The following is a 21,467-nucleotide window of genomic DNA, read 5'->3' as shown; positions in this document are numbered from 1 at the left end:
GGCATGGCACGCGCGCTGAGGGGCAAGGTGGCGGTGGTCGGCATCGGCACCGCTGGCATGGGCGAAGCACCCGGCCGCTCCGCGATCGAACTGCTCGCCGAAGCGGCTCTCGCCGCCCTCGACGACGCGGGTCTCAGCCTCGCCGAGGTCGATGGGCTGTTCACCGCGACCTCGGTGCACGCCTTTCCGACCCTCTCGGTCGGCGAATACCTCGGCATCCGTCCGCGCTTCTTCGACGGCACGAATGTCGGCGGTTCCTCCTTCGAGGCCCATCTCTTGCACGCGGCGATCGCGCTCGAAGCCGGCTTCTGCGATGTCGCGCTGATCGCCTACGGGTCGAACCAGCGCACGGCGGGCGGCAAGTTCGTCTCGTTCTCGGAACCCTACGCGTGGGAGGCGCCGTACAGGCCGCGCGTGCCGCTCACCGCCTACGCGCTCGCCGCCTCGCGCCACATGCACGTCTACGGCACCACGCGCGAGATGCTGGCCGAGGTGGCGGTCGCCGCGCGCGCCTGGGCCAACCTCAACCCGCAGGCCTTCGCCAAGGGCCCGCTCACCATCGCGGACGTGCTCGCCTCGCGCATGGTGTCGGATCCGCTCACCGTGCTCGATTGCTGCCTGGTGACGGACGGGGCGGCCGCTTGCGTGTTGACGCGGGCCGATCGCGCGAAGGACCTGCGCAAGCCGCCCGTCTACTATCTCGGTGCCGCGGGAGCGCAGTGGCACCGCGCGATCAGCGCGATGCCGGATCTCACCATCACCGCCGCCGCCGAGTCGGGGCCGCGTGCGCTCGCCCACGCCGGGGTCTCGATCGGCGAGGTGAACCTCGCCATGCTGTACGACGCCTTCACCATCAACACGATCCTGTTCCTCGAGGATCTCGGCTTCTGTCCGAAGGGCGAGGGCGGGCGCTTCGTGCAGGGCGGCGCGATCGCGCCGGGCGGCAAGCTCGCGGTCAACACCAACGGCGGCGGCCTCTCCTGCGTTCATCCCGGCATGTACGGCATGTTCCTGATCGTCGAGGCGGTGACGCAGCTGCGCGGCGAGGCGGGGGAACGGCAGGTGCGGCCCTGCGACGTGGCGCTGGTGCACGGCAATGGCGGTACGCTGTCGTCGCAGGTGACGGCGATCCTGGGTTCGGCGCGCACGGTGTGAGCACGGCTGCGGGGCGCGTCGCGGCGATGGCTCCCACGGGCGGGCTCGACGCCCTCCTTCGCCCGGCTTCGATCGCCATCCTCGGGGCCTCCGACGATCCCACGCGAATCGGCGGTCGGCCGATCGCCTACATGCGAGCGCGGAACTTTCCGGGCACGATCCATCCGGTGAACCCGAACCGGCGCACCGTGCAGGGACTGCCCGCCTTCCCGAGCCTTGATGCCGTACCGGGGACGGTGGAGGCGGCGATCATCGCCGTGCCGAAGGAGGCCGCGCTCGAGGCGGTGCGGGCTTGCGTGCGCAAGGGGGTGGGGGCGGCGATCGTCTTCACCGCGGGCTTCGGCGAGACCGGGGAGGAGGGCGCAGCGCTGGAACGCGCCTTGGTCGCCGAGGCGCGTGCGGGGGGCTTGCGCCTCCTGGGCCCGAACTGCCTCGGCCTGTTCGATGCCACGCGCGGCTACTTCCCGATCTTCTCCTCCTCCTTCGAGAACGGCTGGCCGCTGCCCGGTCGGGTCGCCATCGCTTCGCAGTCGGGCGCCTTCGGCACCCATCTCTTCGCCCTGTTCCGCGACCGCGGGGTCGGCACGCCGAAACTCGTCACCACCGGCAACGAGGCCGACGTTTCGGTCTCCGAACTGATCGCCGCCTTCGTCGCCGACCCCGAAGTGGACGTGATCGCGGCCTATCTCGAGGGGCTGAAGGATGGTGCGGCCTTCCGCTCCGCCCTCGAGGCGGCGCGGGCCGCGCGCAAGCCGGTGGTGCTGCTGAAGGTCGGGCGGTCGCGCCTCGGTGCGGCGGCGGCGCGCAGCCACACCGCTGCGCTGGCGGGCGACGATGCCGTGTTCGACGCGGTGGTACGCGCGCACGGCGCCCATCGCGCGCGCGACGCCGAGGAACTGGTCGATGTCGTGCAGGCGGCGACGCGCCGCCTCTATCCGCATCCCAACGCGCTCGGCGTGGTCACCATCTCCGGCGGCGGCGGCGTGCTGATCGCGGATGCGGCGGAGGAAGCGGGGCTCGCCATGCCGCCGATGCCCGAAGCGGCACAAGCGAAACTCCGCGCCCTCGTGCCGTTCTGCGCCCCCGCCAATCCGGTCGATTGCACCGCGCAAGCCTTCAACGACATGCGCCTCGTCGGCGCCTTCACGGAAACGATGCTGGCCGAAGGCGGCTACCCTTCGGCGATCGGCTTCTTCACCCAGGTCGGCGCCTCGCCTTCCGTCGCCCCCGCCTTGCGCGCGCAGCTGAAGGAGATCCTCGCCCGTTTCCCCGACCGGCTGTTCATTCTCTCCATCCTCGCCCCACCCGAGGTGCAGCGCGCCTACGAGGAGGACGGTTTCCTCGTCTTCCCCGACCCCTCGCGTGCGGTGCGTGCCGTCGCCGCCATGGGCCGGTTCGGCGAGGCCTTCGCGCGAATGCCGACGCGGCCGCCCCTCGTTCCGATGCCCGACCTGCCGGAGGGGCCGGCGGACGAGACGGAAGCGAAACGTCTCCTGCGCGCGATCGGCATCGCCACACCTGAGGAGGTGGTGTGCGCGACCGCCGAGGAGGCCGTCGCCGCCGCGCGTCGCTTCGGCTTCCCCGTCGTGCTCAAGGCCGTCTCGCCCGACCTCTTGCACAAGAGCGAAGCGGGTGGCGTGCTGCTCGGCCTCGCGGACGAGGCGGCCGTGCGCGAGGGCTTCGCCCGCATCCTGGCCTCCGTCGCCACCCGCGCGCCGCACGCGCGGTTGCGCGGTGTGCTGGTCACCCCGATGCTGCGCCCGATCGCCGAATGCGCCATCGGCTTCGCGCGCGATCCCGTCTTCGGCCCCGTGGCGATGGTGGGCTTGGGGGGAATCTTCGTCGAGGTTCTGCGCGACTTGGCCCTCGCTCCTTGCCCCTTCGGCACGATGGAGGCGGAAGCGATGATCCGGTCCTTGCGCGGCTTTCCCCTGCTCGATGGCGCGCGCGGGCGGCCGAAAGCGGATGTCGCTGCACTCGCCGAGGCGCTCGCGCGCCTTTCCGCCTTCGCCGCCGCCGCCCCGGCCAACCTCAGGGGAATCGACGTCAACCCGCTCGCCGTTCTCGAACGGGGCCGCGGCGTCGTCGCCCTCGATGCGGCGCTCGAGTTCGCCAGCCAGAACGATCCGGCACGCGCATGATCGACAAGATCGTCGCCTCCGCCCGCGAGGCGGTGGAACCGGTCGCAGACGGCATGACGGTGCTGATCGGCGGCTTCGGCCAGGTCGGAACCCCGAACCACCTGATCGAGGCGCTGTGCGAGAAGGGGGTGCGCGACCTCGTCGTCGTCTCCAACAACGCCGGCACCGGCACGCACGGGCTCGCGCGGCTGATGGCCGAGGGACGCGTGCGCAAGGTGATCTGCTCCTATCCGCGCTCGCGCGGCTCGGTGGTGCTGGAGGAGCTCTATCGCGAGGGCCGCATCGAGCTCGAGATCGTGCCGCAGGGCACGCTGGCGGAACGGTTGCGCGCGGCCGGTGCCGGCATTCCGGCCTTCTACACGCCGACCGCCGCCGGCACGCTGCTGGCGGAAGGCAAGGAGACGCGGATTTTCGGCGGCCGCGCCTGCGTGCTGGAACATGCCCTGCCCGGCGACGTCGCGCTGATCGAGGCGTGGGAGGCAGACCGCTGGGGCAACCTCACCTTCCGCAAGTCGGGGCGGAACTTCAACCCGGTGATGGCGATGGCCGCGCGACTGACCATCGCACAGGTGCATCATGTCGTGCCGCTCGGCACCCTCGACCCCGAGCGCATCGTCACCCCGGGCGTGTTCGTGGACCGGGTGGTACACATCCCCTATGGTTCGCCGAGGCTGACGTGACGGGAGGCTGGGGGGTGGCCGTAAAGACGGAGACGATCGGGCTCGCGCGGCGTGATCGGGCGGCGATGGCGGCACGGGTGGCGGCCGACATTCCCGAGGGCTGGGTGGTGAACCTCGGCATCGGCCTGCCCACCCTGGTCGCCGACCACGTGCCGCCCGACCGCGAGGTGATCTTCCAGTCCGAGAACGGCGTGATCGCCATGGGCCCCGCCCCTCTGCCGGGGGAGGAGGATCCCTGGCTGATCAACGCCGGCAAGCAGATGGTCACGCTGCGACCCGGTGGCAGCTTCGTCTCGCAGGCGGACAGTTTCGCGCTGATTCGCGGCGGGCGGCTCGATCTCGCCGTGCTCGGCGCCTTCGAGGTGGCGGAAAACGGGGATCTCGCCAACTGGGCGCTCGCCTCCAACGAGAAGGCGCCCGCCGTCGGCGGTGCCATGGACCTTGCCGCCGGCGCTCGTCGCGTCTGGGTGCTGATGGAGCATACGACCAAGGACGGCACGCCGCGCCTGGTCCGCCGCTGCCGCTATCCCTTGACCGCGCCGCGCTGCGTGTCTCGGGTTTACACGGACCTCGCGGTGATCGACGTCACCGCCGAGGGCTTCCTTGTGCGCGAGATGGTCGCCGGCCTCTCGCGCGAATCCCTGCAGTCCCGCACCGACGCCCCGCTTCGCTTCGCATGAGCCTTGCCGACACGCCCCCCGTCCTCATCGCCCGCGAGGGGCCGCTCGCCATCCTCACCCTCAATCAGCCGGCGAAACGCAACGCGCTCAGCATGGCGATGCGCGCCATGCTCGCGGAGGCGCTCGAGGAGATCGAGAGCGACGGCGACGTGCGCGCCGTGGTGCTGACGGGGGCGGGCGGGCATTTCTGTTCGGGCGGCGATCTCGGCGCGATGGAGATCGCTTCGCTGGCGGCGGGGCGCGAGCGCATGCGCCGCAGCCATCGCCTGATCAGGGCGATGATCGAGGCCCGCGTGCCGATCGTGTGCGCGATCGAGGGGTGGTGTGCGGGGGCGGGAATCTCGCTCGCCTGCGCCTCCGATCACGTGGTCGCCGCCGGTGATGCGTTGTTCCGCGCCACCTTCGGCCAGGTCGGGCTGATTCCCGATCTCGGCCTCTTGCACACTCTGCCGCGGCGGGTGGGCGAGGGGAGAGCGCGCGAAATCCTGCTGTTCGGCGAGACGATCGATGCCGCGCGAGCGCACGAGATGGGCCTGGTCGACCGCCTCGCGCCACCCGGCCGCGCGCTCGAGGAGGCGAAGGCGCGCGCGCTCTTGCTCGCCGCCAAGGCCCCCCTCTCGCTTGCGCTGACCAAGGCCGCCCTTGCCGCGGGACTTGCCGAATCGCTCGCGCGGGAGCGCGACCTGCAGGCGGCCCTCTTCCTCAGCGCCGACCATGCCGAGGGCAAGCGCGCCTTCTTCGACAAGCGCGCGCCGGACTTCCGGGGAGAGTAGAACGGATGAGCGAACTGTGGCGGCTTTCCGCGCTGGCTCAGGCGAGACTCATTCGCACCCGCGCGGCTTCCGCCGTCGAGGTGATGCGGTCGTTCCTGAGCCGCATCGAAGCGGTCAACCGCCGTGTGAACGCCGTGGTGGAGCTCCGCCCCGAGGAGGCGCTCGCGCTGGCCGAGGCCGCCGATCGCGCCGTGGCGGCGGGCGAGGCGGTGGGGCCGCTGCACGGCGTGCCGGTGACGATCAAGGTCAACGTCGACCAGAAGGGCTACGCGACGACGAACGGCGTCGTCGCTTATCGCGACCTGATCGCTCCCGACGACTCGGCGGTGGTGGCGAACCTTCGCCGTGCGGGCGCCATTCCCGCGGGGCGCACCAACACGCCGGCCTACTCGTACCGCTTCTTCACCGACAACGCGCTGCACGGGCGCACGCTGAACCCCTGGAACCCTGCGCTCACCCCCGGCGGCTCCTCCGGCGGTGCGTCGGCCGCGCTCGCCTCCGGCATGGGAGCGATCGCGCACGGCAACGACATCGGCGGTTCCATCCGCTATCCGGCCTATGCCTGTGGCGTGATGGGTATTCGCCCCTCGCTCGGGCGCGTGCCGGCCTTCAACCCGTCGGCCGGCACGACGGAGCGGCCGATCGCGATGCAGCTCTTTTCCGTGCAGGGGCCGCTGGCGCGCACCGTGGCGGATCTGCGCGCTGCGCTGGTCGCCATGATGGCGCCGGGGCACCCCGACCCCTGGCACGCGCCCGTTCCCTTCGAGGGGCCGCCCGCCCCGCGCCCGCGCCGTGTCGCGCTCGCCCTGCTCGGCGCCGACCCGCCGGTCGCCGAGGCGCTGCGTCGTGCTGCCCGCTTCCTCTCGGAAGCCGGTTGCGTGATCGAGGAGGTCGATCCCCCGCATTGGGACGAGGCGGCCGCCCTTTGGCGCGCCGTGCTGATGGCGGATTCCATGCGCTTCATGACGCCACTGATCGAGGCGAACGGCGACGAGGCGACGAAGCGGTCCTGGCGTGGCTGGTGCGCCAACGTGCCGGCGCCGAAGGACGAGGCGTTCCACGCCGGCCTCGCCCGCCGCACCGCCATCCTGCGCGACTGGCAGCGCTTCTTCGCCCGCCACACCGCCCTGCTCTGTCCGGTGAGCCGGGAACCACCCTTCCCGATCGATCTCGATCAGACTCCGGAAGGCCAGAAGCGCATCCTGCGCGCGCAGGAAACGCTCTACGTGTTCAACTTCCTCGGTCTGCCCGGCGCGGTGGTGCCGACCGACCTCGTGCACGACGGGGTGCGGCTCGGCGTGCAGATCGTCGCCGACCGCTTCCGCGAGGATCTCTGCCTGGAGTTGGCCGAAATCATCGAGGCGCGGGCGGGCGAGGCGGCGGTGACCGACCCGGTCGCATCATGATCCGAACGGACAACGAGCGGGAGAACGAACCATGGCCGTCACGCACCGATTGACCATCGCCCTCGCCGCCTGCGGCGTGTTCCTGCTGGCGGCGCCGCTTGGCGCGCAGGAGCGACGGATCGTCTCCACCCCGAACGCGCCGGCCGCGATCGGCCCCTACAGCCAGGCGGTGCAGACCGGAAACATCCTCTGGCTCGCCGGCCAGATCGCGATCGACCCGGCGACCAACCAGGTGCGCCACGGCACGATCGAGGAGGAAACGAAGCTCGTGCTCGACAACCTCAAGGCCGTGGTCGAAGCCGCCGGCATGACGATGGCGAACATCGTCTCGGTCACCGTGTTCCTGAAGGATCTGGACGAGTTCCCGCGCATGAACGCGGTCTATGCCACCTACTTCCCGACCAACCCGCCCGCGCGCGCCACCGTGCAGGTCGCCCGCCTGCCGCGCGACGTGAAGGTCGAGATCGCCGCGGTCGCGGTGCGTTGACTCGTCGCGCATGAGCGCCCCTTCGCTCTCGCAGCGCGTGCAGAACTGGATCATCGCCAAGCCGCCCGCGCGCGGGGCGAGGGGCGTCGTGGTCGCGCAGGCGGGGCGCGCGGCGGAGGTCGGTGCCGAGGTGCTCGCCGCCGGCGGCACGGCGGCGGATGCCGCCGTGGCGGCAGCCTTCGTGCTCGCCGCCGTCGAGCCGTGGAACTCGGGCTTGGGTGGCGTCGGCTTCGCGCTGATCCATCCGGCGGGAGAGGCGCGCGCCCACGTGGTCGACTTCGGCCCCCTCTCGCCGGCGCGGCTCGATCCGGCCGCCTTCCCGATCGTTCCCGGCACGTCGCAGCACCTGTTCGCGTGGCCGAATGTGGCCGGCGAGCGGAACGTGCACGGGCCTCTTTCCTTCGTCGTGCCTGCGGCGGTGGCGGGCTATGCCGAACTCCATCGGCGCTGGGGCCGGCTGCCGTGGCGCGAGCTGCTTCTTCCTGCCATCGCCGAGGCGCGGGCGGGGCTCGCCGCGGACTGGTTCGTTGCGCTGAAGATCGCCTCCGCCGGGGCCGATCTTCGCCGCTACGACGAGGCTGCGCGGATCTATCTGCCGGACGGGCTTGTGCCCGCACCACCCTATGTCGGGCCGCTGAAGCGGCTCAGGCTGGGGCGGCTCGCCGACACGCTGGAGCGGCTTGCCGACGCCGGTGCCGAGGATTTCTATCGCGGTGAGATCGCGCACGCGATCGCCGCCGACGTCGCCGCACTGGGCGGCGTGCTCGACGCCGAGGACCTCGCGCGGTGTGCGGCGCGCGTGACGGCGCCGAGCCTGCACCCGTGGCGCAACACCGCTGTGCAGGGCGCGGGCGGGCTGACCGCGGCGCCCACCCTCGCTCGCGTGCTCGAGGCACTCGCCCCGCTGCGTTTCGCCGGGCCAGACGCGGCCTTCTTCGCCGCCCTCGCCGAAGCCCTGCAGGGGGCCTACCGCGAACGCCTCGCTTCACTCGGTGACCCCGCCGCGCATCCGCGCGCGGCGGAGGCCTGCACCACGCATCTCACCGCGGTGGATGGCGAGGGCACCATGGTCTCGCTCACCTCCACGCTGCTCTCCTCGTTCGGCAGCCGGGTCGTTCTGCCCGCCACGGGGATCCTGATGAACAACGGCGTGTTCTGGTTCGACCCCCGTCCCGGCACGCCGAACGCCATCGGCCCCGCCAAGCGGCCGCTGTGCAACATGTGCCCGGTGATCGTCGCCCGCGATGGCCGCCCCGTGCTCGCCGCCGGCGCCTCGGGCGGACGGCGGATCCTCGCTGCCGTCGTTCAGATCCTCCTTTTCGTGCTCGAATTCGGCATGGACGCGACCGCCGCCGCCCATCATCCGCGGATCGACGTCTCGGGCGAGACCGGCGTGGCGATGGACCCGCGCCTTGATCCCCTGATTCGTGCCGCGCTGCGCGACCGCTTCGGTGCGGAGGAGATCGAGCACACGGTGCTTCCCGTCAACTATGCCTGTCCGAACCTGATCGTCCGCGAAACGGAGGGAACGTGCACCGGCATCTCCGACGTGATGACGCCGGGTAGCGCCGCCATCGCGGTCGCCTGAGCGCGGCATGAGCGACACCGCCACCTTGTCCGCCACCACCCTCGCCCGTGCTTATGCCCGCCGTGATCTCTCGCCGGTCGAGGTGGCGGAGGCCGCCCTTTCCCGCATCGCCCGGCTCGAGCCGACCCTCAACGCGATGGTGCTGGTGGATGCGGAGGGCGCGCTGCGGGCGGCGCGCGAAGCCGAAAACCGCTGGTTCGCGGGCCGCCCGCTCTCCCCGCTGGACGGCGTGCCGGCCACCGTGAAGGACCTGATGGATCTGGCGGGTTTTCCCACCCGTCGCGGCAGCCGCGTCACCGACCCCCGCCCCGCGTCGCACGACGCACCCGCGGTGGCCGCCCTGAAGGCGGCCGGCTGCGTCATCCTCGGCAAAACGACGACGACGGAGTTCGGCTGGAAATCACCGGGCGACTGTCCCTTGAACGGAACGACCCGCAACCCCTGGGATGCGCGGTGCACGCCCGGCGGCTCCTCCTCCGGCGCCGGGGCGGCTGCCGCCGCGGGCTACGGGCCGTTGCACATCGGCACCGATGCCGGCGGCTCGATCCGCATTCCCGCCGCCTGGTGCGGCATCGTCGGCGTGAAACCGACGTTCGGGCGGGTGCCGCAATGGCCGCTCGGTGCCTTCGCGCAGGTGGCGGTGGCCGGGCCGATGACGCGCAGCGTCGCCGACGCCGCACTGATGCTCGCCGCGATGAGCCGCCACGACTGGCGCGATCCGTTCGCCTTGCCCGATCCGCCGCGCGGTTGGCTCGACGACATCGATGCGCCGATCGAGGGGCTGCGCGTGGCGCTCGTGCGCCGCCTCGGCTTCGACCCGCCCGCCGAGGCCAGCCAATGGGCGGCGGTGGAGCGCGCGGCCGAGGCGCTCGGCGAGGCCGGCGCCATCATCGAGGAGGCCGACCCCGTGATCCCGGATGCGCGGGCGGTGTTCGTGCAGGTCTGGGCCAATGCGCTCGCCCGCCTGGTCGCCTCGATTCCTCCCGAACGCCGCGACCTGCTCGATCCTGCCCTTCTTGCGCTCGCCGAACGCGCCCCGCCGATGAGCGCGGGCGAATATCTCTCCGTGCAGGCGGCGGCGATCGAGATCGCGCATGGGCTCGCCGCGTTCCTCCGGCGATACGACGCGCTGCTCTGCCCTGTCGTTCCCGGCCCGGCTCCGCGCGCCGACGAACCGCTCGAGCGGCCGGAGGAGGAGCTCTGGCAACGCTGGGCGCCCTGGACCTTCGCCTTCAACCTCTCGCGCCAGCCGGCCGTGGCGGTGCCGGCAGGGCTCGGTGAAGACGGTTTGCCGCGCGCGGTGCAGATCGTCGCCCCGCTCTACGAGGACGCCCGCGCGCTCAGGCTCGCGCGCACGATCGAAGCCGCCCTCGCGCCGGCAACACTCGCGCCCCTCTAGCCCATGCACGGGCCGGCGATCGGCGTCCTGGCCAAGGCGCCTGTGCCGGGTCTGGCCAAGACGCGGCTGGCCGCCGCGTTCGGTGCGAAGGCGGCCGCGCAGTTGGCGGCGGCGATGCTCCTGGACACCGCGTCCCTCGTGCGCCGCTGCGGCCTGCCCGCGTACCTGATCGTCACGCCAGCGGAGCATTGCGCGAGCGTGTCGTCGCTCGTCGATCTGCCGGGTCTGCCGCAAGGCGACGGCGATCTCGGAGAGCGCATGGCGGCCGCCTTCGCGGCCCTGTTCGCGCTCGGCCACGCCCCGGTGGTGCTGATCGGCACCGACACGCCGCATCTGCCGCCCGCTCATTTGCGGGAGATCCTCGACCTCGCCACTGGCGAACCGAACGTCGCGGTGATCGGCCCCGCCGAGGACGGCGGTTACTGGGCCATCGCGCTCTCGCGAGCGGCCCCGGCGCTGTTCACGGGCATCCCGTGGAGCAGTGCCGACGTGCTGGAGGCGACGCGCCTCGCCGCAATGCGCGCGGGCGTTGCTCTTCGCCATGGTCCGCTCTGCTACGACATCGACACGAGCGACGATCTCGCCCGGCTGTACGCGTCGGAGGGTGCCGAGCCGGATCGCGCGCCGCGCACGCGCGCCGCCGCCGCCGCGTTGATCGCGCCCGGAGGCGGGGCTAGGCTCGTGTCCGAGAACGTACACCCAGGGGAGGATACCGTGTCATGATGATCCGCCGCCGCAGGTTGTTCGCCGCCTCCATCGCCGCCGCGGCGGCCCTGCCGATGCTGGCGCCGCGCACCAGCCGTGCCCAGCAGCGCTTCGACAGCATCTTCATGTTCATCCCCGCCGGTCCCGGCGGCGGGTGGGATTCGACCGGCCGGGCGATCGAGCAGGCGGCGCGCGCGGCAGGGCTCGTCGGCAGCTTCCAGTTCGAGAACGTGGGCGGTGCGGGCGGCATGGTCGGCCTGCCCCGTTTCGTCAACCAGCGCCGCGGCCAGCCGAATGCGCTGATCGTCGGCGGCTCGGTCATGGTCGGCGCCGGGATCACCAACAAGAGCCCGATCACCATCCGCGACGTGGTGCCGATCGCGCGGCTCACCGAGGAAGCGGGCGTGGTGGTGGTGCCGCCGAACAGCCCGCATCGCGACTGGGCGTCGCTCGCCGCCGCGCTGCGCGCCAACCCGGGCTCCGTCCCGGTGGGCGGGGGGTCGGCCGGCGGCACGGACCACATCGCGCTCGGCCTGATCCTGAAGGCCTTGGGGCGCAACCCGCGCGAGGCGTCCTACGTCGCCTTCGCCGGTGGCGGCCCCGCGCAGGCGGCCATCCTCGGCGGGCAGGTGGCGGCCGGCATCAGCGGCTACTCGGAGTTCGCCGAACAGATCAAGGCCGGCCGCATGAGAGCCCTCGCCACCACCGGCAACGAGCGTATTCCGGGCACCGACATTCCCACCTTGAAGGAGCTCGGCGTGAACGTGACGGCGGCCAACTGGCGCGGCGTGTTCGCCGCCCCCGGCATCACGCCCGCGCAGCGCCAAGCGCTGATCGACCTCATCACCGCCGTGCACGCCACCCCGCAGTGGAAGGAGATCCTCGCCCAGCGGGCCTGGACCGACGCCTTCCTGGCCGGCGATGCCTTTGCCGCCTTCCTGCGCGAGGACATCGCCCAAACCGAGGCCGTGCTGAAGGATCTCGGCCTCGCCTGATCGGCCTCGCGTGCGCGCGCGCCCGCGGCGGGACGAGCTCGCCTTCGCGCTTCTGCTCGTCGCGCTCGCTTTGCTTTCGCTCTGGCAGACGCTCGCCATCCCGGTCTCGCCGATCTACGCCCGGGTTGGCCCGACCGCGTTCCCCTGGATCGCCTCCGTCGGGCTGCTCGTCTTCTCGGTGGTGCTTCTTTGGCAGGCCTTGCGCGGCGGCTTTCCCGGCGTGGATCGGCAGAAGGCGGCGGACTGGCGAAGCCTCGGCTGGGTCGGGGCGGGGCTTGCCGCCAACGCGGTGCTGATCACCACCTTGGGCTTCGTCTTCGCCGCCATCGCCCTGTTCGCCTGCACGGCGCGCGGCTTCGGCAGCCAGCGGCCCCTGCGCGACGCGCTGATCGGCGCCCTCGTCGGGCTCGCCGCCTTCCTCGGTTTCGCCCGCCTGCTCGGCGTGAACATCGGGGCCGGCGTGCTGGAGGGGCTCCTGTAGGCGGATGGAGACGCTCGCCCTGCTCGCCGGGGGTTTCGCGACGGCGCTGACGCCGCAGAACCTCCTGTTCGCCTTCGCCGGCTGTTTCCTCGGCACGGCCGTGGGCGTGCTGCCGGGGATCGGGCCAGCGCTCACCGTCGCCCTCCTTCTCCCCATCACCTTCAAGGTGCCGGCGACTGCGGCCTTCATCCTGTTCGCCGGCGTCTACTACGGCGCGATGTATGGCGGCTCGACCACCTCGATCCTGCTCAACACGCCGGGCGAGAGTGCCACCATCATCACCGCCCTCGAGGGCTTCCAGATGGCGAAGCGCGGTCGGGCGGGGCCCGCTCTCGCCACCGCCGCGATCGGCAGTTTCGTTGCCGGAACCATTGCCACGGCCGCACTCACCTTCTTCGCCCCCGTGGTGGTCGAACTCGCGCTGAAGCTCGGGCCCGCCGAGTATTTCTCGCTGATGGTGATCGCCTTCGTCGCGGTCTCCGCCGTGCTCGGCTCTTCGGCGGTGCGCGGGCTCGCCATGCTGTTTCTCGGCCTCGTGCTCGGCATCGTCGGCGTCGATCTGCAGACCGGCCAGCCGCGCTTCACCTTCGGCTTGATCGAGCTTCTCGACGGCATCGAGGTGACGATCGTCGCGGTCGGGCTCTTTGCGGTGGCCGAGACGCTGCATCTCGCCGCGCGCCATCGCTACGGCGAGGACGAACTGCTGCCCCTCTCCGGTTCGATTTGGCTCACGCGCGAGGATTTCGCCCGCTCCTGGAAGGCGTGGCTGAGGGGCGCCTTGATCGGCTTTCCCTTCGGCGCCATTCCGGCAGGCGGTGCCGAGCTCCCGACGTTCTTTTCGTATTACGTCGAGCGCAAACTGTCGCGCCGGCCGGAGGAGTTCGGCCGCGGCGCCATCGAAGGTGTCGCCGGGCCCGAGGCCGCCAACAACGCCTCCGCCGCCGGTGTGCTGATGCCGATGCTCACCTTGGGCCTGCCGACTTCGGTGACGGCGGCGATCATGCTCTCCGCCTTCCAGTCCTACGGCATCCAGCCGGGGCCCTTGCTGTTCCAGAACCAGGCCGACCTCGTGTGGAGCATGATCGCGAGCCTCTACATCGGCAATGCGATGCTGCTCGTGCTGAACTTGCCGCTGATCGGGCTCTGGGTGCGCGTCCTGCGCATTCCCCGCCCCCAGCTCTACGGCGGCATCCTGGTCTTCGCCACCATCGGCGCCTACGGTGTCGCCAATTCCGTCATCGACCTCGCCGTGATGTACGCCGTCGGCGTGTTCGGCATGCTGATGAAGCGTTACGACTTCCCGGTCGCTCCCGTCGTCATCGGCATGATCCTCGGCCCCCTTGCGGAGCAGTCCTTCCGCCAAGCGATGACGATCAGCCAAGGCGATCCGACCACCTTCCTGACGCGGCCGATCTCGGCTTCCTTCCTTGCCATCGCCGCCGCCCTGATCCTCGCCCCGCCGCTCCTGCGCGCGATGGCCGCCTCCCGGCGCCGCGCCTGATCCTCGCCACGATCGGCTGGCAGGCGTGCCGGCATGGTTGCGCGACGCCTCGCCTATCTCTGCTTCGTCGTCGTTCTGGCCGCCATCCCGCTCGCGCTGCTCGCCCGTGCTCTCGCCGAGGGTGGCTGGACGGTGGCGGAAGCCGGGATCCTCGCCCTCGCTTGCCTGATCGCGCCCTGGGTCGCCAATCTCGGCGCCTCGGCCCTGGTCGGTTTCGTCGTGCTGATGCGGCGGGGCGATCCCTTGCGCGCAGTATGGCCGGAGGTGGTGTTCGACGAAACGGCCCCGATCACGATCGACACCGCGCTCGTGCTCTGCATCCGCAACGAGGACACCGCGGCGGTGCTCGCCCGACAGCGCCCCCTGCTCGAGGACCTCGCGGCGCGGGGCCTTGCGCAGCGTTTCGCGCTGGCCGTGCTGTCCGACACGCAGGACGCGGCGCACGCCGAAGAGGAGGAACGGGCGGTGATGGCATTCCGCGCGAGCCTGCCCGACGGCCTGCGGCTTCTCTACCGCCGACGGGAACGCAATGAAGGGTTCAAGGCCGGCAACGTGATGGAGTTCGTGCGCCACCGTGCTGCGGGGTTCGAGGCGATGGTGGTGCTCGACGCGGACTCGGTGATGACGGCCGACTGCGTGCTTCGCCTGGTGCGACTGCTGCAGGCGAATCCGCGCGTGGCCTTGATCCAGACCCTGATCGTCGCCCGCCCCGCCCTGTCGCCCTTTCCGCGCCTCTTTCAGTTCGGCATGCGCCACGGGATGCGCACCTACGCCGCCGGCATCGCCTGGTGGCAGGGGCCGGACGGGCCGTATTGGGGCCACAATGCCATCGTCCGCATCGCTGCCTTCCGCGAGCACGCCGAGTTGCCCACGCTCCCCTCCGGCGCCCGCATTCTGAGCCACGACCAGGTGGAGGCGGCGCTGCTGCGCGGTGCCGGCTGGGAGGTGCGGCTCGACCCGCTGGAACAGGGGTCCTACGAGGCGAACCCGCCGACCTTGCCCGACTTCCTCGCGCGCGACCTGCGGTGGATGGCCGGCAACCTGCAGTATTTTGCGCTGCTGCGCCTGCCGCTGTTCCGACCGATGGGCCGGGTGCAGCTCGTGCTCGCCATCCTGCTCTTCCTCTTCTCGCCCATCGTGTGCGCGATCGCTCTCCTCGCGCTGATCAACGCGCACGATGCCGCCGCTGCCGCCGCGGTGTCCGCTCCGCACGGCCTCGTCGCGACCGCGCTGTTCGCGCTCCTTTTCTTCGCGCCGAAGCTGCTCGGTGCGCTCGAGGTCGCACTGAAACCGACGTCCTTGCGCGCCTGGGGCGGGGGGCCGCGCTTTGCGCTCTCGGTCGCCCTCGAGTTCGTCTTTTACCTCCTGCTGCTGCCGATCTCGGCGATCAACCAGACGGCGGCGATGGCGGCGATGGTCTTCGGCAGACGGATCGGCTGGGCACCGCAGGCGCGCGAGGACCGTTCGGTGCCGCTCGCCGATGCCGTGCGCGCGCTCTGGTGGCACGCGCTGATCGGCATCGGGCTCCTCGCAGCGCTCGCTGCAGCCTCTGTCACCGCGTTCCTGTGGGCCCTACCCCTGCTCGCCGGTGCCGCGGTCGCGATCCCGTTTTGCGTGGTCACCGCGGACCCACGCCTCGGCCGCCTCCTCGCCAAGCGTGGTCTCTGCGCGGTCCCGGAGGAGTTCGACCCGGCCTCGCCCTTCCCGCCCCTTGTTCAGCCGGCGACCGGACGGGCGGTGCGGGCGGCATAGAGGTCGCCGGAATTCGCTGCCGCCGGCAGGCCATCGAGCCATCGACGCAACGTTCCGGTATCGACAGGTCCGGGGAAGACGTAAGCGAGGCTCTCGCCGAGCGAGGCGTTGAAGCGGGCGTAGCCGAGGGCGGCGAGGCGGTCGAGTGCCCGGTGCGCGACCGCGCGCGCGATCGTGGTGAACTCGACGGAGAGGGCGTGCGGGGCGAGGTCGAGCCCGGCGAGGGCGGCGTCCTCGAAGCCTTCGACGTCGATCTTGACGAAGTTCGGACGACCGAACCGGGCGGCGAGTGCCGCGAGGGTGGTGCCGCGCACGCTCGTCCGCCGCGTCCAGGCTTGGCCTTCCCAGCCCGGTGCACCGTCCGCCGCGTGGACGAAATCGACCGAGGCGGTGGAGACCGTCGGGTTCGCTTCGTTGAGATGAAGAACGATCCGCCCTGGCGATGCACCGACCGCCGCCTCCACCACCGCCACGCTGCGGTCTCGCGCGAAGCGGGCGCGCAGGAAGCGCGCGAGTGCCGGCTGTGGTTCGACGGCGACGACGCGTGCGCCGAGGCGACGGAACGCCTCCGTGCGGTCGCCGACATGCGCGCCGATGTCGAAGGCGAGGTCGCCAGGGCGGAGGAAGCGCGCGTACCAGCGGATGAGCGCGGCGCGGCGGATCATGCTGCCGCGATAGAGGGCGACGGAGCGGGCGATGACGGCCGGCGAGACCATGGTTCAGACGAACAGGAGCGCAGCCCCGCCCGCCTGATCGGGCGGCAGGAGAAAACCAAGCTCGGTCTCCCGCCCCGATCCTGCGGCGAGACGACGGATCGCCGCCCCGCCGTCCTCCGTCCGCAACACCACGCCAGCGATCCAGGGAACGGTGGAAGCGGCAACGCCGGGGAAGGGCTCGCCGCGCACCACCCGCACGCGCCCGCGCGGAAGCGCGATCACCCCATCGCGCGCCGCCATGCCGGTCAGACGCGCGAGCCGCGCGATCGTTTCTGCCGGGTCGGCCACCACGAACACCACCTCCTCCAGTGCGACGACGCGGTTGGCGTGGGAGAGAAGGTCATCCCGCCACAGCAGTTCCGGCGTCAGGTGGCGGATGAGCTGCAGACGTCCTTCCGGCGCGTCCGGCAGCGGAAGCCTGGCGAATCGCGCCGTTTCCGTCCGGCCGTCGAGGGCGATCGGCCGTTCGAGCCAGGCGACGCCGTCGATCGCCGCACCGGCGTCACGCAGCCGCGCCAGTTCCGCCCGCTCATCGTCGATGCCGAAGGCGACGATGTGCAGCCCCTCGTAGCGGGCGAGCATGCCGGCGAGGGTGGCGGATGGTCGGGCGGGGTCGATCTGCGCGATCAGTTCGAGATAGCCCTCCCGCAACATCGCGCAGCGGTTGCCGGTGCCCGTCGGTTCGGCCGTGCCTGAGGGGCCTGGTGCGTAATGGGCGGCGCGCGGCGTCAGCGAGAAGCCCAAGCGCTCGTAGAGCGCGGCGGTGCGGTCGAGGTCGCGGCAGGCGAGACCGACATGGTCGAGCGACGACGCGCTCATTGCGGAACCGTCATGTACTTGGTGGTCTTCCATGCCGGTGGTTCCGCCGCCGCCGCCGCGTACCAGTCGCGCATCAGCGGGTGATCGAGCACGGCGCGCACATAGGCCCGGCTCTCTTCGGCAAGTTCGGGGCGCCAGGTGGCGAAGCGCGTCACCACCGGGGCGTAGAACGCATCGGCCAGCGTGAAGCGCTCGCCGAACAGGAAGGGGCCACCGTCGCCGAAGCGCGCGCGCGTCGTGCGCCAGATCGTCTCGATGCGGGCGATGTCGGCGAGCGCCTCCGGGGTGCGTTGTTTGCCGGCAGCCTGTTCGGCGAAACGGGAATCGAGATTCATCCACATGGCGGACCGAAGCCCGCGGAAACCCGCGTGCATTTCCGCCACGATCGACCGCGCATGGGCCCGCGCCCGCAGCTCCGATGGCCACAGCCCGGGGGCGAGTTCGGCGCAGAACTCGGCGATGGCGAGACTGTCCCACACCAGCGCGCCGCGATACGAAAGACACGGCACCATGCCCGAGGGCGACACCTCGGCGAGGCGCGCCTTCGTCTCCGGCTGATCGAGCGGGATCACCACCTCCTCCACGGCGAGCCCGGCGAGCCGCACCGCAAGCCAACCGCGCAAGGACCACGAGGAGAAGGTGCGCGTGCCGATCCAGAGCGTGCCATCCGCCATTCAGGGCATCTCCGTCAGAAGCGGACGGACCCTGCCACGGAAGCCCCTGTCCTGCCAGCCCGCTCGCCCTTGCCGCGGCGGGGCGCGAGTGGCACGGTGCACCCACACCCCGGAGGGCCCGCGATGACCGTCTCCTTCCGTCCGAACGACCTCTCCGCCTTCTGGATGCCGTTCACCGCCAACCGGGCCTTCAAGGCCAATCCGCGCCTGCTCGCGCGTGCGGAGGGGATGCATTACTACACCCCCGAAGGCCGCGAGATCCTCGACGGCACGGCGGGGCTCTGGTGCGTGAACGCCGGTCACGGCCGACGCGAGATCGCGGAGGCGATCAAGCGCCAGGCGGACGCGATGGACTTCGCGCCGACCTTCCAGATGGGCCACCCGATCGCTTTCGAGGCGGCCAACGCGCTCGTCGCCTTCCTGCCCGACCACCTGCCGCACGTGTTCTGGACCAACTCGGGAAGCGAGGCGGCGGACACCGCGCTGAAGATCGCGCTCGCCTACCATCGCGCGCGCGGCGAGGGGCAGCGCGTGCGGCTGATCGGGCGCGAGCGCGGCTATCACGGCTCCGGCTTCGGGGGCATGAGTGTGGGGGGCATCGTCGCCAACCGACGCCAGTTCGGCGCCCAGCTTCCCTTCGTCGACCATTTGCCGCACACGCATCTTCCGCAGACGAACCGTTTCGCCCGCGGTGAACCCGAACACGGCGCCCATCTTGCGGATGCGCTCGAGGACCTCGTGCGGCTGCACGGCGACACCATCGCCGCCGTCATCGTCGAACCCGTCGCCGGCTCGACGGGCGTCCTCGTCCCGCCGCGCGGCTATCTGCAGCGGCTGCGCGAACTTTGCACGAGGCACGGCATCCTGCTCATCTTCGACGAGGTGATCACCGGCTTCTCGCGCCTCGGCGCGCCCTTCGCGGCGGATCGTTTCGGCATCAAGCCGGACATCCTGACCATGGCCAAGGGCCTGACCAACGCGGCGGTGCCGATGGGTGCGGTGGCGGTGACCGCCGAGATCCACGACACCATCGTGCACGGCGCGCCGGCGGGGATCGAGCTGTTTCACGGCTACACCTACTCCGGTCATCCGCTCGCCTGCGCGGCGGCGATCGCGGCGATCGCCATCCACCGCGAGGAGGACTTGCCCGGGCGGGCGCGCGACCTCGAGCCCTACTGGCGCGCGCGCGTGCACGAGCTCGACACAGCACCCGGCGTGGTGGATGTGCGCGACATCGGCATCATCGCGGGGGTCGAGCTCGCGCCGCGCGAAGGGCGGCCCGGCGAGCGCGGGGCGGCGGTGCTGCAGCGCTGCTTCGAGGGGGGCCTGCTCGTTCGTGTCACTGCCGATACGGTCGCGCTTTCTCCGCCGCTCATCGTCGATCGCCCGCACATCGACCGCATGGTTGAGACGCTCGATCGCGCCATTCGGGCGGAGCCGGCTTGACCCCTCCGACGACGTTCGCCATGAGAGGGCTCGTCACCCTCCTCTCCCGCCTCTGGCCGTGCCGGCTGGGATTGGCCGCCGCGCTGGTCGGGCTGGTGGCGGTCGCCCTTGCCGCCACCTTCGTTCGTGAGCGGTCGCTCGAGCCGCTGATTCTGCGTGCGATGGATCGCGCACCACGCATCGCGGCCGGGCTGTCGCTGGCGCACGAGCGGCTGACCCTGTCCGCCCTCGAGGCCCGCGCCGATGCCGCCCCGCCGTCGCGCCTGGCCGGCGACCTCGCCACCTTTCACGCGGCGATCGCGAGCCTCGAGGAGGAGAATCAGCGCGCGCTGTTCGCCGACGTGCCGCGCTTCGCCGACCTGCTCGATCGGCTGCGCGCTTTCCGTGCCGAGACCGAGGCGTTGGAGATCGCGCTGCGGCAAGGCGAGGGGGGACCACCCCCAGCGCTGCTTGCCACGCTGGCTTTGGAACTCGCGCAGCTTCGCGATCCCCTGTCCGACCTGGTCGACAGCGCGATCGCCCGGCAGCGGCTGGAGATCGTCCGTCGGACGCGCGAGGTGCGGCAAGCCGACCGCGTGGTGATCGCCACCTCGACGCTTGCGGGTCTGCTCGGCGGCCTTCTCTTTCTGGTGCTGCTGGCAGGGCCCGGCACCGGCCGTGCCGCCGACGCATCCCCAAGTGCCGGGCAGCCGTCAGTCCCCGGGGTCGATCCGCTGCTGGTCGCGCAAGCGGGGCGCGACCTGGCCGCGAGCTTGCACCGCACCGTGGGCCGGCTCGGCCTGCTCGTCGGCGCGGATGGCGCGGCGGCGGAGCCTCTGCGCGCGAGCCGGGAGAGCGCCGAGACGGCGCTCGCGACGGCCGAACTCCTCGTCGACGCCGTCCTTCTGCTCGCCGGGCAGCGCGTGCCGCAATGCACGTCGTTCGAGCCCGAGCTCGCCCTGCGGCAGGCCCTCGAGGAGCCCGGGGCCCCGCAGGTGCCGGTGCAGACCGATGAGGGCATGCCCCGGTTCTGGCGCGGCGACGCCGCCCGCTTCGTCGCCCTGGTGCGTGCCTTGCTGTGCGATGCCGCCTCGACCGGGCCCGTGCCACCGCGCGTGCTGCTCGCAGCCGAGGCGGACGGCCTGGTGGTGACGATCGGCGAGGGGAACGAGGCACCGTTCGAGCCGCTCGATCCCGCCGCCTCAGCCTCGGGCTTCGCCGCAGCGACGCTGATGGCGCGCGCCCTCGGCGGGCGGCTTCTGCGCGTTCGCCCGACCGCCGGACGGGCGGAGCAGATCCGGCTCCATCTGCCGTTCGTCCCGGTGGCGGGGGAGGAGGCCGTGTCCCCCGAGGGCTCCGGCCTGCGTGTGCTGGCGGTCGACGATGTGGCGGCGAATCGGCAGCTCCTCGTCACCTTGCTCGACCGGTACGGTCATCGCTGCGAGACGGCGGCCGACGCTGAAGCGGCACTTGCCCGTCTTTCCGCAGGCGGCATCGACGTCGTGCTGCTCGATGTGCACATGCCGGGCATCGACGGCGTGGCGGCGGCGCAGCTGATCCGCTCCCTTCCGCCGCCCGTCGGCAGGGTGCCGATCGTCGCCGTCACCGCCAAATCCGCGGCCGAGGAGAGGGACGCGCTGCGTGCCGTCGGCGTGGTCGAGGTGATCGAGAAGCCGATCTCGTCCCCCGAGCTTCTGCTCACCCTCTCCCGCGCCGTCGGCTGCGAGGTGCCGCCGGTCCGCCCCGCCGAACCGGTGATCGATCGTGCCGCCGTCGCCCTCCTGCGCTCCACCCTCTCGGATCAGTCCTTCGACCAGTTGATCGTGGAGACCCTGGCGGTGGCGGAGACGGCGCTGGTGGAGGCGGAGGCGGCCGAAGCGGCTTCGGATCGAGCCCGTCTCGATGCCGCCCTCGACCGCCTGTGCTTGGCCTTCGAGCCCTTCGCCGCGGCGCGGCTCGGCGCAGTCGCGGCGGGGCTCCGTCGCGGCGAGCAGGACCTTGCCGAACTCCGCCGCGTGGTGACGGACACGTCCCGCGCCATCGGCCGTCTGCGCTTCATGCCGGCTGCGGGTGCCTGAGTCGCACGGCGC

Annotated in this window: 18 protein-coding genes and 1 pseudogene; 16 read left to right on the top strand and 3 right to left on the bottom strand. The window is 71.7% G+C overall.

Annotation, left to right across the window (positions count from 1 at the left end; all coding sequences use genetic code 11):
• Nucleotides 1-3: 3 nt before the first annotated feature.
• From DWB05_RS05910 to mdoH, 14 genes and pseudogenes are all read left to right on the top strand, one after another.
• Nucleotides 4-1,155 (top strand): thiolase family protein, encoded by a 1,152-nt coding sequence (locus DWB05_RS05910; RefSeq protein ID WP_114375928.1) that lies wholly within the window; start codon nucleotides 4-6, stop codon nucleotides 1,153-1,155.
• A 26-nt stretch (nucleotides 1,156-1,181) separates the two neighbouring features.
• Nucleotides 1,182-3,296 carry an acetate--CoA ligase family protein gene (locus DWB05_RS05905; protein ID WP_114376580.1) on the top strand — a complete coding sequence of 705 codons (2,115 nt, stop codon included), beginning with the start codon at nucleotides 1,182-1,184 and terminating at the stop codon, nucleotides 3,294-3,296.
• Entirely contained in the window at nucleotides 3,293-3,976 is a 684-nt protein-coding gene (locus tag DWB05_RS05900; RefSeq protein WP_114375925.1) for a 3-oxoacid CoA-transferase subunit A, read from the top strand. Before DWB05_RS05905 ends, DWB05_RS05900 begins: the two co-directional genes overlap by 4 nt.
• Before the next feature lie 65 nt (nucleotides 3,977-4,041).
• Entirely contained in the window at nucleotides 4,042-4,656 is a 615-nt protein-coding gene (locus DWB05_RS05895) for a 3-oxoacid CoA-transferase subunit B (protein WP_114376579.1), read from the top strand.
• The gene (locus DWB05_RS05890) at nucleotides 4,653-5,429 is read left to right on the top strand and encodes an enoyl-CoA hydratase/isomerase family protein (RefSeq protein ID WP_114375923.1); all 777 of its coding nucleotides are present in this window, start codon (nucleotides 4,653-4,655) and stop codon (nucleotides 5,427-5,429) included. The genes DWB05_RS05895 and DWB05_RS05890 overlap by 4 nt, the downstream gene beginning before the upstream one ends.
• A 5-nt stretch (nucleotides 5,430-5,434) precedes the next feature.
• On the top strand, nucleotides 5,435-6,835 hold the full coding sequence (locus tag DWB05_RS05885; protein WP_114375921.1) for an amidase family protein: 1,401 nt from the start codon (nucleotides 5,435-5,437) through the stop codon (nucleotides 6,833-6,835).
• A 31-nt stretch (nucleotides 6,836-6,866) separates the two neighbouring features.
• Entirely contained in the window at nucleotides 6,867-7,322 is a 456-nt protein-coding gene (locus DWB05_RS05880; protein ID WP_114375919.1) for a RidA family protein, read from the top strand.
• 10 nt (nucleotides 7,323-7,332) lie between these two features.
• Nucleotides 7,333-8,910: a gamma-glutamyltransferase gene (locus tag DWB05_RS05875; RefSeq protein WP_114375917.1), complete on the top strand. Its 1,578-nt coding sequence runs from the start codon at nucleotides 7,333-7,335 to the stop codon at nucleotides 8,908-8,910.
• A 7-nt stretch (nucleotides 8,911-8,917) separates the two neighbouring features.
• The gene (locus DWB05_RS05870) at nucleotides 8,918-10,309 is read left to right on the top strand and encodes an amidase (RefSeq protein WP_114375915.1); all 1,392 of its coding nucleotides are present in this window, start codon (nucleotides 8,918-8,920) and stop codon (nucleotides 10,307-10,309) included.
• 3 nt (nucleotides 10,310-10,312) lie between these two features.
• Nucleotides 10,313-11,032, top strand: coding sequence for a TIGR04282 family arsenosugar biosynthesis glycosyltransferase (locus DWB05_RS05865; protein ID WP_114375912.1), 720 nt, complete (start codon nucleotides 10,313-10,315; stop codon nucleotides 11,030-11,032).
• The gene (locus DWB05_RS05860) at nucleotides 11,029-12,009 is read left to right on the top strand and encodes a Bug family tripartite tricarboxylate transporter substrate binding protein (RefSeq protein WP_114375910.1); all 981 of its coding nucleotides are present in this window, start codon (nucleotides 11,029-11,031) and stop codon (nucleotides 12,007-12,009) included. The genes DWB05_RS05865 and DWB05_RS05860 overlap by 4 nt, the downstream gene beginning before the upstream one ends.
• Nucleotides 12,010-12,019: 10 nt before the next feature.
• Nucleotides 12,020-12,490: a tripartite tricarboxylate transporter TctB family protein gene (locus DWB05_RS05855; protein ID WP_114375908.1), complete on the top strand. Its 471-nt coding sequence runs from the start codon at nucleotides 12,020-12,022 to the stop codon at nucleotides 12,488-12,490.
• Between the two features lie 4 nt (nucleotides 12,491-12,494).
• Nucleotides 12,495-13,991, top strand: a complete 1,497-nt coding sequence (locus tag DWB05_RS05850; protein ID WP_114375906.1) for a tripartite tricarboxylate transporter permease — start codon at nucleotides 12,495-12,497, stop codon at nucleotides 13,989-13,991.
• A gap of 30 nt (nucleotides 13,992-14,021) precedes the next feature.
• Nucleotides 14,022-15,743, top strand: a pseudogene (gene mdoH, locus DWB05_RS05845) (glucans biosynthesis glucosyltransferase MdoH); the annotation flags it as partial.
• On the opposite strand, the gene DWB05_RS05840 reads toward mdoH, so the two are convergent.
• Genes DWB05_RS05840 through DWB05_RS05830 form a run of 3 tightly spaced genes read right to left on the bottom strand, consistent with a single transcriptional unit; the run spans nucleotide 15,707 to nucleotide 17,952 of the window.
• Nucleotides 15,707-16,459 carry an FkbM family methyltransferase gene (locus DWB05_RS05840; RefSeq protein ID WP_114375902.1) on the bottom strand — a complete coding sequence of 251 codons (753 nt, stop codon included), beginning with the start codon at nucleotides 16,457-16,459 and terminating at the stop codon, nucleotides 15,707-15,709. The pseudogene mdoH and the gene DWB05_RS05840 sit on opposite strands and share 37 nt — an antisense overlap.
• Before the next feature lie 3 nt (nucleotides 16,460-16,462).
• A complete protein-coding gene (locus DWB05_RS05835; RefSeq protein ID WP_114375899.1) occupies nucleotides 16,463-17,278 on the bottom strand; it encodes a VOC family protein in 816 nt (271 codons plus the stop codon).
• A complete protein-coding gene (locus DWB05_RS05830; RefSeq protein ID WP_114375897.1) occupies nucleotides 17,275-17,952 on the bottom strand; it encodes a glutathione S-transferase family protein in 678 nt (225 codons plus the stop codon). The genes DWB05_RS05835 and DWB05_RS05830 overlap by 4 nt, the downstream gene beginning before the upstream one ends.
• Before the next feature lie 123 nt (nucleotides 17,953-18,075).
• Between DWB05_RS05830 and DWB05_RS05825 the strand changes: the two genes are divergently transcribed.
• Nucleotides 18,076-19,398: an omega-aminotransferase AptA gene (locus tag DWB05_RS05825; protein WP_114375895.1), complete on the top strand. Its 1,323-nt coding sequence runs from the start codon at nucleotides 18,076-18,078 to the stop codon at nucleotides 19,396-19,398.
• 20 nt (nucleotides 19,399-19,418) lie between these two features.
• On the top strand, nucleotides 19,419-21,455 hold the full coding sequence (locus DWB05_RS05820) for a response regulator (protein ID WP_114375893.1): 2,037 nt from the start codon (nucleotides 19,419-19,421) through the stop codon (nucleotides 21,453-21,455).
• The last annotated feature ends 12 nt before the right edge of the window (nucleotides 21,456-21,467 follow it).

Source organism: Elioraea thermophila (ex Habib et al. 2022) (genome assembly GCF_003336755.1).
Taxonomy (GTDB): Bacteria; Pseudomonadota; Alphaproteobacteria; order Acetobacterales; family Acetobacteraceae; genus Elioraea; species Elioraea thermophila.
Note: the sequence above shows the minus strand (reverse complement) of the source record. Positions and strands in the feature narration are given on the sequence as shown.